Genomic DNA, 16911 nt, shown 5'->3' on the forward strand with positions numbered 1-16911 from the left:
GGGCTCACGCATGATCGATCTTGCCGAGGCACGCGCCAGGCTGGGACGAGAATGCGTGACGCTCCCCGACCCGGTGCCGGCCCATCCGCTGCTCGACGGCAAGCAGGAGATCGGCCGGGGCGAGTACTCCATCGTGCTCGACAAGGGCGATGGCGAGCGGGTCTACAAGGTGATCAGCTCGCCGGCGGACTATTTCCTGTACACCGCCGAAGACCGCCCGCGCGGCCCGCATTTCCCGATCGTGTACGCCGATCACGGCATCATCGGCCGCGCCAGTTCCGGCTACCCCTTCCATCTGATCGAGATGGAGCGCCTGTACCCGCTGCAGGAAGATACCCAGGCCGCCGCGCTGGCCTCCCGGCTCATCGAGTTCTACTGGGCCTCGTGCCAGCAGTGGAGCCGGCTGGGCATGGACATGGGGCGCATCGCCCTGCACAACCTCACGGTCAATCCGCTCGACGTCTCGGAGAGCATGAAGCAGTCGCTCAAGGCGCTGTCGGACTTCGTCGAGGAATACCAGGTGCTGCCGGACATCCTCAACACCAACAACCTGATGATGCGCAAGGACGGCACGCTGGTGTTCTCCGACCCGGTGTTCATCGCCTGAACCCGGCGCCAGCGCGCTCAGTGCAAGGTGTGCACGCGGCGGTGCGCGCTGACATCCAGCATCACCACCTCCTGCCCGTTCAGCATCAGCGAGCCGCGATGGCGGTCCACCCCGCTGTCGGAATACTCGAAGTCATACACCCGCGCCAGGGTCGCGCGCCCCTGCTCGTCGCGGTCCAGACGCAGCGAACGGCAGGCCACCGTCTCGTCGAGCAATTGCACGCCCTCGCGCTGGCAGGCCGCGCGCGCGCCGCGCATGGCGGCCTCGCGCGCTTTCAGGCTGGCGAGCCAGAACCACGCGAGGCCGCCGAGCAGGATCAATGCGGAGAGTTCGAATCCGGACATGGCCGGCATGATACGCGCAACGCGCGTCAGATCATCATGCCGCGGATCATGTAGAACAGCATGGCGGCCAGCAGCGCCGACACCGGCACGGTGACCACCCAGGCGGCGGCGATGCGCAGCAGTTGCGAGCGCTTCACCAGTTCGCGCTTGTAGACCTTGCGCAGGCCCTTGCGCTCGGTCTTCGACAGATGCAGCGGATCGACCACGTGCAGCTTGGCCCTGCGCTTCAGTTCGCGCAGCATCTCGCCCTTGCGCTCCACCGAGGCCTTGGCGAATTGCGCCAGGAAGGCATCCAGCACCTCCTGGTTGTCTTCCGGATGGTGCGCCTTGATCTCCGCCACCATGCGGTCGTAGTTGCGCTTGAGGTATTCGCGCAGGAAGCCCACGCCGAACACCCCGCCCACGGCGATGTGCGTGGAGCTCACCGGCAGGCCGAACTGGCTGGCGACGATGACGGTGACCGAGGCGGCCATGGCGATACAGTAGGCGCGCATCTGGTCCAGTTCGGTGATTTCCGAGCCCACCGTGCGGATCAGCTTGGGGCCGTACAGCCCCAACCCCAGCGCGATGCCCAGCGCGCCGACCATCATCACCCAGAACGGCACCGGCGCCGTCGAGCTGGACTGCACACCGCCGTGGGAAACGATATCGACGATGGCCGCCAGCGGCCCCACGGCGTTGGACACGTCGTTGGAGCCGTGCGCGAAGCTGAGCAGCGCAGCGGCGAAGATCAGCGGCGCGGTGAGCAGCTGGTTCACCGTTTCCTTCGAATTGCTCAACTGGCGCGAACGCCGCTCCACCAGCGGACGCACGATGAAGTACGCAGCCACCGCCAGCGCCAGGCCGATCAGCAGCGCGGCGCCGAAGCCCACCTTCCACATCCGCCCGAAGGCCTTCAGCAGCAGATAGGAGCCGAAGGCCCAGACCATCATCGCCACCAGCAGCGGCACCATGCGGCGGGCCGCGGCGACCATGTCCGCCTGATAGGTGATGTTGCGCTTGATGAGATACAGGAAGGCTGCGGCGACGATGCCGCCGAGCAGCGGCGAAACCAGCCAGCTGGTGACGATGGAGCTCATCACCGGCCAGTTCACCACGTCGAAACCGCTGGCCGCCACGCCGGCGCCCAGCACCGCGCCGACGATGGAATGGGTGGTCGATACCGGTGCGCCGATGGCGGTGGCGATGTTCAGCCACAGCGCACCGGCCATCAGCGCCGCCAGCATCAACCAGACCATGGTGTTGGCGTCCGGAATGCCTGCCGGATCGATGATGCCGCTGCGGATCGTGCCGGTGACCTCGCCGCCGGCGATCAGCGCGCCGGCCATCTCGAAGATCGCCGCGATGGCCAGGGCGCCCCCCAGCGTCAGCGCCTTGGAGCCCACCGCCGGACCGACGTTGTTGGCCACGTCGTTGGCGCCGATGTTCATCGCCATGTAGCCGCCCAGCATGGCCGCGATCACCACCACCATGCTGACCTGGCCGTCGCCGCGCATCATGGCATACAGCATGACGCCGACCAGGAAGAGCAGGCCGGCGCCGAGTTTGAACAGTTCCGAGCGGCCGCGATCCGTCGCCCGCTCGATTTGATTGATGTGCTGAAGTTCCACGCGCCAACGCCCGTTTCCACGAAAGCGCGTATTGTTTCAGAAATATATCTTTAACCCAAACGTAACATTGACCCCGCCGGCTCACAGCCGGTCGTACTTGTCCGCCCGGCCGCGGGCAGCCTCCACGGGATAGCGCCGGGCGTTGATTTCCAGCTTGCGGCGGGCCGCCCCGGCCAGATCGATTTCCAGCACGTCGGCCAGCCGGACAAGGTAGAGCAGCACGTCCGCCAGTTCCAGCGCCACCGCCTCGCGGGTGTCGTCCGGCAGCGCGGCGGACTGCTCGGCGGTCAGCCACTGGAAATGCTCGATGACCTCGCCGGCCTCGCCGGAAAGCGCCATCGCCAGGTTCTTCGGCGTATGGAAAACCTCCCATTGGCGCTCGGCGGCGAATGCGCGCAGCACATCGCGCAGTTCGGTCAGGCTGTCGTCGGTGTTCATGCGATGCGATGCTCCAGATCGAAACCCGCCCCGTCGTCCTCGCTCAGCCGGTGCACCAGCCAGGGCAGCACGTTCTCCAGACGCTCGGGCAGCACCCAGGGCGGATTGACCACGAACATGCCGCTGCCGAACATGCCGAAACCGTCGCGCGCCGGACGGCGCACCGTCAGCCGTACCTCCAGCCAGTTCTCCACCCCCAGCGCGGCCAGCCGCTCCGGTAACTGGCGGGCTTCCGGACACGCCAGCATGGGATACCACACCGCGAAGGTGCCGGTGGGAAAACGCTGCAGCGCATGCCCCAGCACCTCCACAACGCGGCGGTAATCCTCCTTGACCTCGTAGGGCGGGTCCAGCAGCACCACCGCGCGCCGGGTGGGCGGCGGCAACAGGCCACGCAGGCCGGAAAAGCCATCCGCCTTGCGGATCAGCACACGCTCCTGCTCGCCGGCAAAGGTCTGGTGCAGCAACTCGGCATCGGCCGGGTGCAGTTCGAACAGGCGCATGCGGTCCTGCTCGCGCAGCCGGGTCATCGCCAGCGCCGGCGAACCGGGGTAGAAATTCAGCCGTCCATGCGGGTTGAACTGGCCTACCGCATCCACATAGGGCCGCAGTGCCTCCGGCAGATCCTCGGCCGCCCACAGGCGGTCGATGCCGCCCACATGCTCGGCGGTCTTCGCCGCCTGCTCGCTCTCCAGCGCGTAGCAGCCCGCCCCCGCGTGGGTGTCGATGTACCACCACGCCTTGTCCTTGCGGTTGAAGTAGTCGAGCAGCTCGATCAGCAGGTAATGCTTGAGCACATCGGCATGATTGCCGGCATGGAAGGCGTGACGGTAACTGAGCATGAAAAGGTGCCTGCGGGCGAAGGGCGGTACGGAAACGATGCGCGCGATGTTAACACCGCGCTGCGGATCGCCCGGAAGTGCTTGATGCACCAACGTCTTTTGGCATTGCGCCCGGAGCCGGGCCGGATATTCCCGGTACGCCCGGAGCCCGGCGGATTCATCGTTCCCTGCCTGCCTCGTGCCAGGCTTTTTGCACTGGCGAGAGCAGATATTCCGCCACTGTCCGATTGCCCAAAAGGACTTCGGCGGTCGTCTGCATGCCCACCGAAAGAGGGTACTTACGATCCTCCATTTCCAACACGGACTCCTCCAGCGCAATCAGTGCCTTGTAGCGCAGGGGCCGTTGTTCGGCCGTCACGCCGGCGTCGCGCGCCTCCTCCTCGCTTTGCGCGTCCGCGCTGACGAGTTCGACCGTACCGTGCCCCATGCCGTACTTCTGGAATGGATAAGGCGCAAATTTCAGCTTCACGGCCTGCCCAGGCCGAACGAAACCGATGTCCTGGTTCGACACCCAGATTTCGGCCCTCAGCCGCTCGCCTCCCGGCACCAGACTGGCAAGCACCGTTCCCGGCTGCACCACCGTACCCGCCGTATGCGTGGCAAGGTTCTTGATCACACCATCCTGCGGTGCCTTCAATTCCAGCAGAGCATGCCGATGGCGCTGCTTTTCGAGCTCCGTGGCGAGGCGATCAAACTGAATCCGTGTTTCGTTGCGCTCGGCATGCAACTGGCGCTGGTAATCCGCTTCAATCTGATGAAGTTTCTTTTCCGATTGCTCGATGGAAGCCTGCGCGGACGCAATCAAGTGAATCTGCGTGGCAAGCTCCTGCTCCTTTTCGATCCGTTCGCGCCGTTTTTCGCTGACCATCAGTGGCCCGTAGAACCCTCTGCCGGCCAGTTGTTCGAATGCGCGTTCCTGTTCCACATAATGCGGCAGCACCGCTTCGAGCCGGATCTTCTGTTGTCTGGCGGCTGCCAGTTCCTGCTGCGCCTTCCGCAAACGGCTGCGTTCTTCTGCCAGGGCCGCCCCCAATGCCGCACGGTTGGCCAGGTACTGCGCGGCAACCTCCCCCGCCAAGGCCGGCGGAATCCCATCTCCCGCTTCGAATGGCTTGCCCGACAGTTCCGCATCGATACGCACCAGGGTCAACCGCTTGTTGGCATGTTCCGCGGTCAGCGCATCCAGATCGGCTTCACTGGTCAGTGCGTCCATGCGCATCAGCACCTGCCCCGCACTGACCTGCTCGCCTTCCTGCACCAGGATTTCCTTGATGATTCCGGCCTCTGCGGGCTGCACGATCTTCAGATAACTCGCGGGAACAAGCTTGCCTTCCGCGACAGCCACGATGTCCAGCCGGCCCAGCAAGGCCCACACAAGCAGAAAGCCGAGCAAGGCGGCCAGGCTCCACAGCACATGGCGCCCCAGTGGGTTCGGTGCAGTTCCTTGCAGACGGATAAGTGGCGGATGGAACGCTTGATAACCGGATGAGGATGCTTGCAGGATGGTTTTCAAAGGAGGCACTCCTAAAAAATCGGAGCAGTTTCAAGCACGGCAGGCGGTACCGGCTGATCCAGCAATCGGCGTTCAATGGCCGCCATCACGCCCTCGACGGACCGATCCGCAGAAAAACCCCGGTAGCGCCCACGGAACGCTTGCGCCGCATGGCGATATTTCGGGCTCTCCATCAGATCCTCCAGATCATCGAGAACCGCCTCAGGTGTGGCCTGCCCATCGATCGAGCGCCCGGCGCCGAGGACTTCGACACGGCGGGCAAGCAGCGCCTGCTCGACATGCCACGGGCGCAGGAGCAGAGGCACACCGGCAAGCAATGACTCGGATACAAAACCGCTGTTCCCGTAGCAGACGGCCAGATCCGCCTGCTTCAGCAACGGCAACACGGCAATTGGCGTAAGCGCGATGCGCAGGCGCTGTGTCGCCATTCGCCGGGCCATGCCGGCGGCCAACCCCGGCACAATGCACAGGACTTCGGCATCCAGACGCGCCAACGCACGCATGATGGCCATCGATCCGGGAATTTCGGGCCGCATGTAGGCCAGCACCCTGGAGCATCCCATACCCTCCGTTGCCCAGTTCACCCGCCGAGCTGCGGAAAGCGATCCGATCGGGCCGACATAGCACGCATTTGCCCTGCCGCCGTAATGGTCGAGTTCGACAAATGTATCCAGCACATCCTGCGCACCGAACAATGTACGCATGCGAACCGTCTGCGCGTATCCCGACATGCTCAAGGCACCGGCAACCACTGCATCGAGCCGCGTTTCCGCCTCGATCAACGCAGTGTCGGGGATGCTCTCCCACGGACGAATAGACGGCCATGGAGATGCCACGGGCGGAATCGCAAAACCGGTACCGACCGCCAGATGCGGAAGCCCCCCCGTACGGGCGGCCAGCAAGGCCGTCGGCGCATGATCGGCAACGACAACGTCGGGGCGGGCAAGCGCCATCAATCCCTGCCACGCGACCAACCGGGCGGCCACATCCTCCGCCTTCGCGAATCCGCAGTGCGTCAGCACCTCTGCGTAGTTGACCGGTGGACGGGCTGGTGCTCGTTCGGCGGGTGCGAACGGCGCCGCCACGATGGTGATGCCCGGCAGCGGCGCACTGACCGTGGGAATCCTGACATCCCGAAGCGCCAGCACCACATCGTGCCCGCGCAGGCGCAAGGCCTGCGCAAGGCGCAGACACCGGGCAAGGTGCCCGAAGGCACCGCCCAGTTCCCATGCGATCAGGACACGCGCCATCACGCCCCCCGATTTCTCAGCACCGCAACCGCCCCAGCCCCTCGCGCAGGCCCGCGAAGCCTTTCAACTGCGTACCGCCACCCGCGAGCGAGAAGGCATCCACCCCGCCGCGCGCCTGTTGGGAGCTGCCATGCAGCAGACCGGCCAGGCCGGAAAGATCCGCGCCATGCTGCGGCTGGCTCCAGGCGGGCGCCCCCTGGCGTTCGGCGTCCATCCGGCCGAGCGCCTGCTGAAGCTGCGACCAATGCGTCTCGATGGATTTGCCAGTGCTGGTTCCAGAAGCACGCAGATCGTCCCATCCCTTCGCGGGCGCGTTCCATTGCTCGAACCAGCCCCTGTCCAGCCCGGGAACCTGTTTGTGCCCTGGAGAGGAATTCCGCTCGAAGCCATCAAAGAAACGTTCCAGGATTCCCTTATCCCCCCAGTGCTCCTGCCCTGCGCCAGAACCACCATGATGGCCCGAACCGAACCAGGGCAACGGCACGTCCGGGCAATTGCCCGCGCCCTCCTTGTCCTTCGGCAGAATGGTCGTGCTGCCGAAGTTCACCTTGAACGTATCGGCGGCCACGGAGCATTCGCCGTGCCCATCGCTCACGACGACGCGTACTTCGATGCTGCTCTTGGCGTTGCCCGGCGCGGTGCCGCTGAACGTCCGGGTGGCCGCATCGAAGCGTAACCAGTCGGGCAGCGGCTTGCCGTTCTTGAGCGTGGCCGAGTAGGTGAGCGTATCGTTGCGATCCGGATCGAGGAAACTGCCGGCCGGCACCTGCCACGAGAAGGCCTTGCCCTTGGCAAGCTGCACGTCCTGCAGGCTGCGCGCCAGGTACGGCGCGTCATTGGTCCCTTCGATGGTCACCGCCAGTTCGCCGGTGCTGCGCTCGGTGCCGTTGCTGGCCAGGTAGGAGAAGCGTTCCACCGCCGTCTCGCCCGCGCCCAGGCCCTGGACCTTGGAGGAGACATTGTTCAGCGTGTAGGTATAGGCCCCGTTGGGCAGCAGCGTGAGCCAGCCATATTCGCCACGGCGAGTGCCGGCATCGGCCACCGTGAGGCTGCCGCCTTGCGGATCCTGGTCGTTGGCCAGCACGTTGCCCCACGCGATCAGCCGGCAATCTTCGCTCACCGTGGCCCCATCCGGTGCCGTGATCGGCGCCGGATCGGCGGCGCCTTGAACCCGCAGCGCAAAGCGCTGGCTCGCCGTGGCACCGGCCAGATCCGTGGCGGTCACCACGATGCGGTAGTCGCCAGCCTGCGCGGAGGTGCCGCTGAAACCGCCGGTCTGTGCATCGAAGGACAGCCAATCCGGCAGCGGACTGCCATCGGCCATACTGGCCGTGTAGCTCAGTACGTCGCCCGCATCGATGTCCACAAAGGCGCCTTCGGGCAATTGCCAGAAAACGTCCGTGCCGGCCTCCGCCGTCTGGTCGGCGAGCGCCACGCCCACTTCGGGCGCGTCGTTGACGTTGGCCACCTCCAGCACGAAGGTCTGCACGGCGGAGGCCCCGGCCAAATCGGTCGCGGTAACGGTGATCCCCAGGTTGCCCACGGCGTCGTTGCCGGGCACACCGGAAAAGGTGCGCGTGGCTGCATCGAAGACCAGCCACGCCGGCAGCGGCGAACCGTCGGCGCGCTGCGCCGACCAGTTCAACGCGTCGCCCGCATCCACGTCGTGGAAGGCGTCTTCCGGCAACGCGAACGCAAAAGCCTCATCCTCGGTGACCTGCCGGTCGACGAGAGGCGTGCCGGTTTGCGGCGCATCGTTGGTGTTGTGTACAACGAGGCGCAGCTTTTGCGTGGCCAGCAGGCCGTAGTCGCCCCACGCTTCCAGCACGATGTCCAGCCCACCGACGTCGTCGTTGTCCGGCGTGCCAAAGAACACCCCATGCTGCGCATCGAAGACGAGCCAGTCCGGCAGCGCGCCGCCGTCGGCCAGACGGGCGTGCAGCAGCCTGGCCTGACCGAACGGGCCATCCTGATCGAACACGGACAACTCCACGGTCTGCCGGTAGGGCGCATCCTCGACGGCCGCCGCCAGTTCCACGGTATTCACCCGAACGGGATCGCCACCGGCACCGATCAGCACCGGCAGCGCCGCCATCTCCCCGTCGTCGAAGCGCAGGGCGGTCACCGGCGGCGTGCCGTCCTGGGTCTTGGCCAGATAATCCGGAATGCGGATCGCATCGCCGGGACCGTAGCGCAGCACCAGCGTGTCGCCGTCCCACTCGATCTCCAGGTCCGCCAGGGCGATGCCCGGTCCGAACACGATGAAATTGTCGCTGGGGCCGTCGAGGATGGTGTCGATGCCGTCGCCCCGGTTGAAGAAATAGCCATCGACGCCGTCGCCGCCGATCAGGGTGTCGTTGCCCGCGCCACCATGGAATTCATTGACGCCCGCGCCGCCGTCGAGCACGTCGTCCCCGTCATGGCCATACAGGCGGTCGTCCAGATTGGTGCCGGTCAGGGCGTTGCCCGCGTCGTCTCCCTCCACGGTGAAGCCCCACGAAACCAGTGTGGCGTACTCCACCACCGTGCCATCGCTGAACACAAAGGTATCCACCGCATGGCCGCCGCCCAGCACGTCCTGCGGGTTGAAACCCGACAGGCGCAGCACGTCGTCCTCTCCGCCATAGTGGATGAGCAGGAAGTGGCCGCCCTCGCCGTCGTCGGCGAAGCTCAGCCGCTCACGCAGCGCATCCGCCTCAATGCCGGGGCCGAAGCGCACGGTGTTGCCGGCATCCGCCGTGGATACCTCCACGATGGTCACCTCGCCATCGCCCAGGTTCACGTCGTAGACGTCCTGCGTCTGCCCGTCGTAGCGCACCCCACGGGCGAGCAGTTCATCGAAGCTCAGCGTGATGCCCGGCCAGGACAGGTACACCTCCGCCACCGGCGCCGGCATACCCGGCATGCGCGGGTCGAAGCCGGCGAAGCGCACGCTGCCGCCGTCTTCGCCCAGGCGCAGCAGCAGGTCGTGGCCGTCGAATTCCAGGTACAGATCGTCCGCGCTCACGTCGCCGCTCAGTTCGAGGCGGTTGTGATCCTCGGCACGCCAGGTTTCGACGATGGTCGTTTCGGAAGTGTCCCCCTCATCGCCCTGACGGATACGGTAGGTGTCCGACCCCACGCCGCCCACCAGCAGATCCGAGCCACCGTTGCCGTTCAGCACATCGTCGCCCTCCCCGCCCACCAGCGTGTCGGCGTACTGCGTGCCGTCCAGCCACCCGCCTTCGTCCCCGCCGAACTCGGTCCGGCCGGCAACCTCGATGGTGCTTGCGGCGATTTCCGTGCCGTCGGCAAAGCGGATGACGTCCACCGAGCGGGTCTGCGTGGCGCGGTGAGGGGCGAAGCCCCGCAGGATCACGCGGTCGCCGGGGCTACCGGCGAACTCGATCACCAGGTCGCCGTCGCGTTCCGAGTAGATCAGATCCTCCGGCCGGATGCCTTCGCCGAACGCCAGGACGTTGGGGGCGTCGTCGAGGATGGTGCCGCCATAGTCGTAACCGCCGCCATAACCGCCATCCACCACGACCCCGCCGTATCCTCCTACATAAAGCAGGCGATGGTCGTCGTCGATGACCACCTCCTGGTCACCGGCCTGGTACACATAGGTGTCGCCGCCCCATTCACCGTACAACTCGTCCCGGCCCGTGCCGCCGCGCAGCGTGTCCGCGCCCCAGCCGCCGTACAGCACGTCGTCGCCGGCCCCGCCGTCGAGCACGTCGTCGCCGTCCAGCCCCATCACGACATCGTTGCCGGCGCCCGCGTCGAGCACATCGCCCTCGGGGCTGCCGTACAGCACGTCGTCCCCGTCGGTGGGCGTATTGGCCGCCAGATTGGGGGTGGCGAAGAGGTCGCCCGTCTGTGCGTAAGCCACCGCTTCCAGCCCGCCGGCGGGCGCCGCCCGGCCGGTCAATTCAAAACCGGCGCCATCGAAAATCAGCGGGGATTCCACCGTGGCGACCGCCAGCGCCGCCACCTGCGCGCCGACCCAGGCGGCAAAGTCGAAGACGCGTGCCCTGCCCTCGGCGTCGATGAACTGAATACGCTCCAGGTCGCCCGGCAGGTCGTCTGCATGGACGCCATCCAGGGTGATCGAACCGCCGGTACCGCCGTCGATGGACAGCACCAGCCGCCCATCGGCATCGAAGGCGGCCGCGAGCATGGCCGGCTCGATGCCGACACCGAAGGACAGGGTGTCCCGCCCCTCGCCGGCCGTCACCACGTCGTGGCCGTCCCCATGATTGAACACGAACACGTCGTCGCCGGCCCCGCCGTTCAGTTCGTCGCCGCCCGCCTCGCCCGCGATCAGGGTGCCGCCGCCACCGGCATGCACGGTGTCGTTGCCGCTGCCGGCCGAGATGACGTTGCGCCCTCCCACCAGATACACGTAGTCGTCATTCGCGCCCGCACGCACGGTGATCGATTCACCGGTGTAGTCATAAATTCTGTCATCGGCCGCGCTGCCCAGCAGTACTGGGCCATCGCCCTGGTAGCGTTGTTGGTACCCCATCAGGCCGCCATCCGCGCGTGCGATCATCTCTGCCAGCGTCAGTTCGGTGCCGTCGTCGAAGCGAAAGCGCTTGACCGCTCCACGGGCAAGGTCGTTCCAAGCCTCGTTGTGCAGCACCAGCGCGTCGTCCCCGCCAATGCCGACGACCATTTCCACGTAGCCGACGTCGCCAGTCTGATAACCCCAACTGCGCTCACCCAGTTGCACGGTAACGTCTTCCAGTCGGATGCCCGGCGCGAACAGCACCGTGTCTTCCGCCACCTGGGCGGAAGCGACAGACGCGAAATCCAGTTCGGAACCTCGTGCCAGAACATAGGTATTGCTGCCGGCACCGCCGTATAGCTCATCGCGGCCCGTGCCGCCGTCGAGCACGTCGTCGCCGTCTTCGCCGTAGAGCCGGTCGTTGCCCCCGCCGCCGATCAGCGTGTCGTTGCCCGCCCGGCCACGGATCGTGCTGTGCTTGTCCGTACCGATGAGCCGTTCATCCTCCGGCGAGCCGTACAGGATTTCCGAGTCGTCTTCCACGTTGAGCAAGGCCTGCACATCATTCGCGCTCAACGATGCGCCGTTGGCGAACTCAAAACGGTCGATGCGCTGCCAGGTGTTCAGCCAGCCATTGATCCGGATGGAATCGCCCGAAGCATTCACCGTGACGATGAGATCCCGACCCTCATGGCTGAAGCTCACGCCAAAGTGATCGATACCATCCTTGAAGACAATCTTCCCATAGCCATCTTCGATCACATCCTGCCCATCGCCGGTACCGAAGCGATAAGTGTGGTACCAACCTCCGCCGCCAATGAAACGGTCGTTCCCCGCACCGCCATCCAGTTCGGTCGCTTCATCACCCAGTACGATCACGTCATCGCCCGACGTACCGGCAACAGCCTGTACAGCCAGTTCTTCCCGTCCCCATACTGTGCCATCGGCAAAACGCAGTTGCTCGATGCCGTAACCGTTGCCCCCCGAAGAGCGCCGGTCCTGCCTGCGCACCACCACATTCGTGCCGTCGGGCAGAGTCACCACCATCCCGCCCTGTGCCGTCCAGCGCACGGACACGTCCTCGGGTCCGATCCCGGCAGCCAGTTCCAAAATGTCTATCGCGCTTGGATCGTAGCCCTCCTCGATCACGTCCTGCCCATCGCCCAGGCCGATACGGTAAGTGTCGGAACCCTTGCCGCCGCGCAGCAAGTCGTTGCCCTGCCCGCCTTCCAGCGTGTCATTTCCGGCATGACCCGCCAGCGTATCGTTTCCTGCCGCCCCGACGATCAGATTGTCCCGCCCAGCAAAGCCGCTCAGCACCTCGTCCCCATCGCCGCCGATGAGCACTTGGGAGCGGATCGCCTCGGCATCCCACACGGTACCATCGGCAAAGACAATCTCTTCCACGGCATAGCGGTTGCTGGCATTGAAATGGTTCTTCACCGTGATCGTCTCGCCGGTATCGCGGATCATCAGCACTAGGTCGTCCGACATCTGCCACGCATTTACCGGAACTTGAACCCGTTCGAGCCGCACGTCCGCCGGGTCGACGCCCGCCTTCAGCACGATGCGGTCGACTTCGCTCGCAACCCATGAATCCTCGACGACCACGTCGTGCCCGTCACCGCGACCGAAGCGGTAGGTATCGCTGCCGCTACCTCCAGTCAGCGTATCGTTGCCCGTCCCACCATCGAAGGTGTCGTCCCCCGCAAAGCCCAGCAGGTCGTCGTCGCCTTCTTCACCGGTCAGCACGGCCGTGCGGATGGCTTGCGCATCCCACACCGTGCCGTCGGCAAAGATAATCTGCTCCACCGCGTAATAACCGTTGCTACTGAAATGGTTCCTGACCGTGATCGTCTCGCCGGTATCGCGGATCGTCAGCACCAAGTCGTCCGACACCTGCCAGCCTGTCTTGACCTGTACCCGTTCCAGCCTGACGTCCGCGGGGTCGATTCCGGCTTTCAATGCGATACGGTCGACCTCGCTCGTCCCCCAGGAGCCTTCGACAACCGTGTCGTGCCCGTCGCCTCGGCCGAAACGGTAGGTGTCACTGCCCGCGCCACCGCGCAGTTCGTCATTACCGACACCGCCATCAAGGGTGTCGTTGCCCCACCCGCCGACCAACGTGTCGTTGCCGCCGCGGCCCACGATCCGGTCGTCGCCGCCCAGCCCGTCGATAAGGTCGTCGGAACTGCTCCCGAGCAGCACGTCGTTGCTCTGCGTTGGTATGTTCGTCCCCACCCAACCGCTCAGTTTCCCGGTAATCGTACTCACCACGTCAGCCCCCAATGGAGCCAACTGTGCCAAGAATCCCTCCATGTCCAACTGATCGGGCTTGTTCATACTCCGCAGGGAGCCGACGAACTCGCCCAGTTCTTCCAAGCCCGCTTCCCGGTCGGTTTCGATACGAACGGCCAGCGTAGCGGCCACTTCGGAAAGATCGCCCACGACGCTCTCGATATCGTCATCCCAGCCATAACGAATCTGCTGGAACAAATCCTTCAGATGGCTTTGCGCCATCAGTTGTCCATACACCAGCGCTTCCAACTGGGCATACGCTGCGTTCAGCGTGCGGGACGCATCCGGGCCGGGGTTCCGGCCCCAACTGTGCTGCGACCATTCCTGCCCAAGGAAGGCTTCCAGTGCCTCCAGCCGGCGTGCATCCCCAATGGCGTTGCGCCAGCTTCGGTTGGTCCGGCTTGCAGGGTGGATGTCCTGCACCCCCGCCCAGCGGTAGATGATCTGGGTCACCAACGCCTTTCGATCCTCCGCATCCGTCGTGCCCACGAAACGCTCGACCAGTTCCGTCAAGGCCGGATCACGCACCATCGCCTGGTGCAGGTCGTATACCTTGCCGTAGCCGTAGGCGTCGGGTAGCGCAGCGATCTCTTCGGGTACCTCCAGCCACTCGGTTGGTTCGCTATAGGTGGGGTTGGACTGGAACCACACGTCGGCGGCCACACGTACTTCGCCGTCGGTAGTGGTGAAACTGCCCACCTGCTTGTGGGCGTTGCCGTTGGCGTCCACGCGGCTGGAGTTCGTGTAGCCCACGTCGATGCTCTGCACGCCGGCCTCCTCCAAGGTCAGCAGTTCGCCGGCGTCGGTGCGCCCGTTGGCATTGGCATCCTTCCAGATGCGCAGTTCGGAAAACGCCGCGTCGGCCGCGTCGATCCGGCCGTCGCCATTGGCGTCCAGTTCGGCCAGCGCCTGAAAGCCGTTGGCTGCCTTGCTCCCGTCGGAGAGCAAGGTCTCCGAGCCGAACAGTTCGCGCCCCGAATCGATCCGGCCGTTACCATCGAGGTCGCGGACCAGCAGACCATCTTCCGGAGAAACCCACGCGGTATGCTCGGCAAACCCGTCTTCGGCATAGTCGAAGTAGGTGCCGGTATTGAGTGGGGTCGTCTTGACGCCGTCTCCATTCAAATCCAGGACGATGGGCGACGAATATCTGGATGCCTCATCCGCCTTCTTCTTGATATCGTCGATGTCCGGCTCTTCTTCGAGCTTGATCCACAAATCGCCGTTGGTGAAATCCTGGATCGTCAATCCACCATCGACCACCAGTGTTGTGCCCTGCAAGACGTACTCGGTGCCGTCGCTCCCCTTGTAGACGCCCGCCGGGTCCGTCTTCTTGCGGGTGCCGCCTCGCAGGAGCCTGCCGTCGAGAAACACCTCGCCCAAACCGTCGCTGTCTTTGATCGTGTCCTCGCCATCGGCTTCATAACGATCGATTCCAGTCCCGCCATACAGCTCATCGGCACCGGCACCTCCGGTCAGCGTGTCGTCGCCCTTGCCACCCAGCAAGATATCCGCACCCGCGCCGCCATCCAGCTTGTCATTTCCTTGGCCGCCAACCAGCAGGTCATCCGCCGTTCCTCCAATCAGCGTATCGGCACCATCTGCACCGAGCATGAAGGCTCCCCGGTTCTGGGTGTCCGTGGCGCTCATCCCTAGCGAACCGAGCGCCACGCTCCAGTCTCGCAAGTCGGAAATGTTTTGAATGACGAGGCTACGCTCCTCGGGCGTGAAAAGCAGGCCATTATCGAGATGTTTTATGAAGTACTGCTGGTAACCCTTTGCTTCGGTAATATCCGACGCAACGGCTTGCGCATCGAATTGCAGGCCGTTACCTGCCACGTCGAACAATTCTTCCAGGTAGCGCGGACTGGACGGAGTTTCGTTGTAATACTTCTCCATCGCAAAGGCGATGAATGCCTTCACCAGATCATATCTGTAACTGGCAGAAACCCCCTGCGCCTGCACGATTTTTCCCATGTCCGCAGCAAGCCGATCCAGCATGCCATCAGGCTGAACCTCGCCAGGCACTCCGAGCTGATGGCGCAGGAGTTTTCGGGTCAAATCTTCATTGACCGGATCCAAGGAATAAGTGGCAAAGAGCCCTTCATCCATCAGCATGGACACCAGGTACGGCGAATTTCTGACCGCCTGGAGAAATGCCGGAGAAGCCTGCAGGGCAGTCATCAGCGCCATGGAATGGCGATCCCTTGCTCCCGCATCCGATCTGCCCAAGGAAATCGGGTTGTCGCTTCCGACCAGCGTGTTTGCCGAGAGACGGATTCCAGCCAGCACTTCGCCTTCGATGTAGTAATGCGTCACGTTCGACTCCCGGGACAATGCAAGCAGCCCGCCGGAAGCGATGTAGTCGGCCAGCGCATCATTCGAAACCCCCGCCGCAGCCATTGCCGCAGCATACGATGGCAGCAGGGCGGGATTCACCGCCGCGAGCTGGAAGGGCGCCTGGTCGAACACCGTGGCCTGCTTGTCGAACAACACGGCCATCAGCGACGCCAAGCCGCCGCCAAGGGAATGCCCGGTAAAGGAAATAGGCGTCTCCGTAGGGAACGCGGATTGCCAGGCAAAGTAATAGGCCATCGCGTCGTATATTTGAGGAGCGGGAACCCCTAGCCCGGCCGTCCAGCTGATCGGGTCCGCAACTTTATCGTTGGTCCCCGTGTAGGCAATGACGACCTCGCCTGTTGCATCATTCCTGAAAACGCCGGCCGAAAAGCCCGTGAACTGGTCTGGCTGCCAGTCGATTCGCGTCCATCCAGAGGGAACGCCGACTCGGTTTATTGCTGAAGCAGCGTAAACGTTGGTCGAAAACTGCATGTATTCGAGTAATGTAGGCATTTCAGCACTCCAGAAGGATCATCAAATTATCGTCAGCACTAGCGATTGCATGTTCTTCGATCAGGCCCGACATACCTCAACGACTCCCGATACCTGCCTTCTTTATTGAAATTTTCTTTGGCATCCAGACTTACAGCGCCGGAACCAATTCGGAGCAGCAAATTGGTAGCATGCCGCTCAAAAATCTTTGGCAGCCTTTCTTCCACCCAAACCCCATTGCCATAGGTGTACTTGGAATACTCGGCACAGGCCAGGCTAACGGCCAATATGGAATACACAACCGGCACGCCCGATTCGACATCAAATACCAACGGCACCTCGGGCCATGTTGCTATATCCTTCTTTGTTGAGCGCCACTCGATCTTCCTCTCCGATCCATCGGGATGATCGAAACGGATGACATACTGCTTGGGCTTGGTGCCGCTGCGATTGACCGCCAGTTCATTACCGCCGCCTTCCATCAGCAATTTGCGCTCGATGACGATGACCCGGCCATCGCTCAGTTGCACCTCCTCTCGCCAGCTATGAGGAGAGGTGCACACCCCTATGCCCAGCGCAAGCAGCAACAGCACCCCCAGCACGACCAGTTTTTTCTTCCATCCGGTTCGCAAGGGATCGAAGCGGTGAAAAAAGGCAATGAAGGGCCACTCGCGATTTTCAGGCATTT

Annotated in this window: 9 protein-coding genes; 1 reads left to right on the forward strand and 8 read right to left on the reverse strand. The window is 64.1% G+C overall.

The genetic code is table 11. From position 1 onward, the window contains the following. Nucleotides 1-10: 10 nt before the first annotated feature. Entirely contained in the window at nt 11-607 is a 597-nt protein-coding gene (locus E6C76_RS05095) for a hypothetical protein (protein ID WP_136347184.1), read from the forward strand. Nucleotides 608-624: 17 nt separating this feature from the next. On the opposite strand, the gene E6C76_RS05100 is transcribed toward E6C76_RS05095, so the two are convergent. From E6C76_RS05100 to E6C76_RS05200, 8 genes are all read right to left on the reverse strand, one after another. Beyond that, the gene (locus E6C76_RS05100; RefSeq protein ID WP_136347185.1) at nt 625-951 is read right to left on the reverse strand and encodes a DUF3301 domain-containing protein; all 327 of its coding nucleotides are present in this window, start codon (nt 949-951) and stop codon (nt 625-627) included. A 26-nt stretch (nt 952-977) separates the two neighbouring features. Continuing rightward, nucleotides 978-2561 (reverse strand): inorganic phosphate transporter, encoded by a 1584-nt coding sequence (locus E6C76_RS05105; protein WP_136347186.1) that lies wholly within the window; start codon nt 2559-2561, stop codon nt 978-980. Nucleotides 2562-2642: 81 nt separating this feature from the next. Then, nucleotides 2643-2999 (reverse strand): nucleotide pyrophosphohydrolase, encoded by a 357-nt coding sequence (locus tag E6C76_RS05110; protein ID WP_136347187.1) that lies wholly within the window; start codon nt 2997-2999, stop codon nt 2643-2645. Next, nucleotides 2996-3841: a 23S rRNA (adenine(2030)-N(6))-methyltransferase RlmJ gene (locus E6C76_RS05115; RefSeq protein WP_136347188.1), complete on the reverse strand. Its 846-nt coding sequence runs from the start codon at nt 3839-3841 to the stop codon at nt 2996-2998. Before E6C76_RS05115 ends, E6C76_RS05110 begins: the two co-directional genes overlap by 4 nt. 157 nt (nt 3842-3998) lie before the next feature. Further along, nucleotides 3999-5354 (reverse strand): HlyD family type I secretion periplasmic adaptor subunit, encoded by a 1356-nt coding sequence (locus tag E6C76_RS05120; protein ID WP_136347189.1) that lies wholly within the window; start codon nt 5352-5354, stop codon nt 3999-4001. Between the two features lie 11 nt (nt 5355-5365). Next, a complete protein-coding gene (locus E6C76_RS05125; protein ID WP_136347190.1) occupies nt 5366-6604 on the reverse strand; it encodes a glycosyltransferase in 1239 nt (412 codons plus the stop codon). A gap of 16 nt (nt 6605-6620) precedes the next feature. Next, entirely contained in the window at nt 6621-16244 is a 9624-nt protein-coding gene (locus tag E6C76_RS22345; RefSeq protein ID WP_230976163.1) for a calcium-binding protein, read from the reverse strand. A 38-nt stretch (nt 16245-16282) separates the two neighbouring features. Continuing rightward, on the reverse strand, nt 16283-16909 hold the full coding sequence (locus E6C76_RS05200; protein WP_136347191.1) for a hypothetical protein: 627 nt from the start codon (nt 16907-16909) through the stop codon (nt 16283-16285). Nucleotides 16910-16911 lie beyond the last annotated feature (2 nt).

The sequence above is a fragment of the Pseudothauera nasutitermitis genome, from assembly GCF_004801295.1.
GTDB classification, from domain to species: Bacteria; Pseudomonadota; Gammaproteobacteria; order Burkholderiales; family Rhodocyclaceae; genus Pseudothauera; species Pseudothauera nasutitermitis.

Bases quoted from the DNA above. Each gene is read 5' to 3' on its own strand.
- E6C76_RS05095 (WP_136347184.1), top strand. From the start codon at position 11: ATGATCGATCTTGCCGAGGCACGCGCCAGGCTGGGACGAGAATGCGTG.
- E6C76_RS05100 (WP_136347185.1), bottom strand. From the start codon at position 951: ATGTCCGGATTCGAACTCTCCGCATTGATCCTGCTCGGCGGCCTCGCG.
- E6C76_RS05110 (WP_136347187.1), bottom strand. From the start codon at position 2,999: ATGAACACCGACGACAGCCTGACCGAACTGCGCGATGTGCTGCGCGCA.
- E6C76_RS05115 (WP_136347188.1), bottom strand. From the start codon at position 3,841: ATGCTCAGTTACCGTCACGCCTTCCATGCCGGCAATCATGCCGATGTG.
- E6C76_RS05125 (WP_136347190.1), bottom strand. From the start codon at position 6,604: ATGGCGCGTGTCCTGATCGCATGGGAACTGGGCGGTGCCTTCGGGCAC.
- E6C76_RS22345 (WP_230976163.1), bottom strand. From the start codon at position 16,244: ATGCCTACATTACTCGAATACATGCAGTTTTCGACCAACGTTTACGCT.
- E6C76_RS05200 (WP_136347191.1), bottom strand. From the start codon at position 16,909: ATGCCTGAAAATCGCGAGTGGCCCTTCATTGCCTTTTTTCACCGCTTC.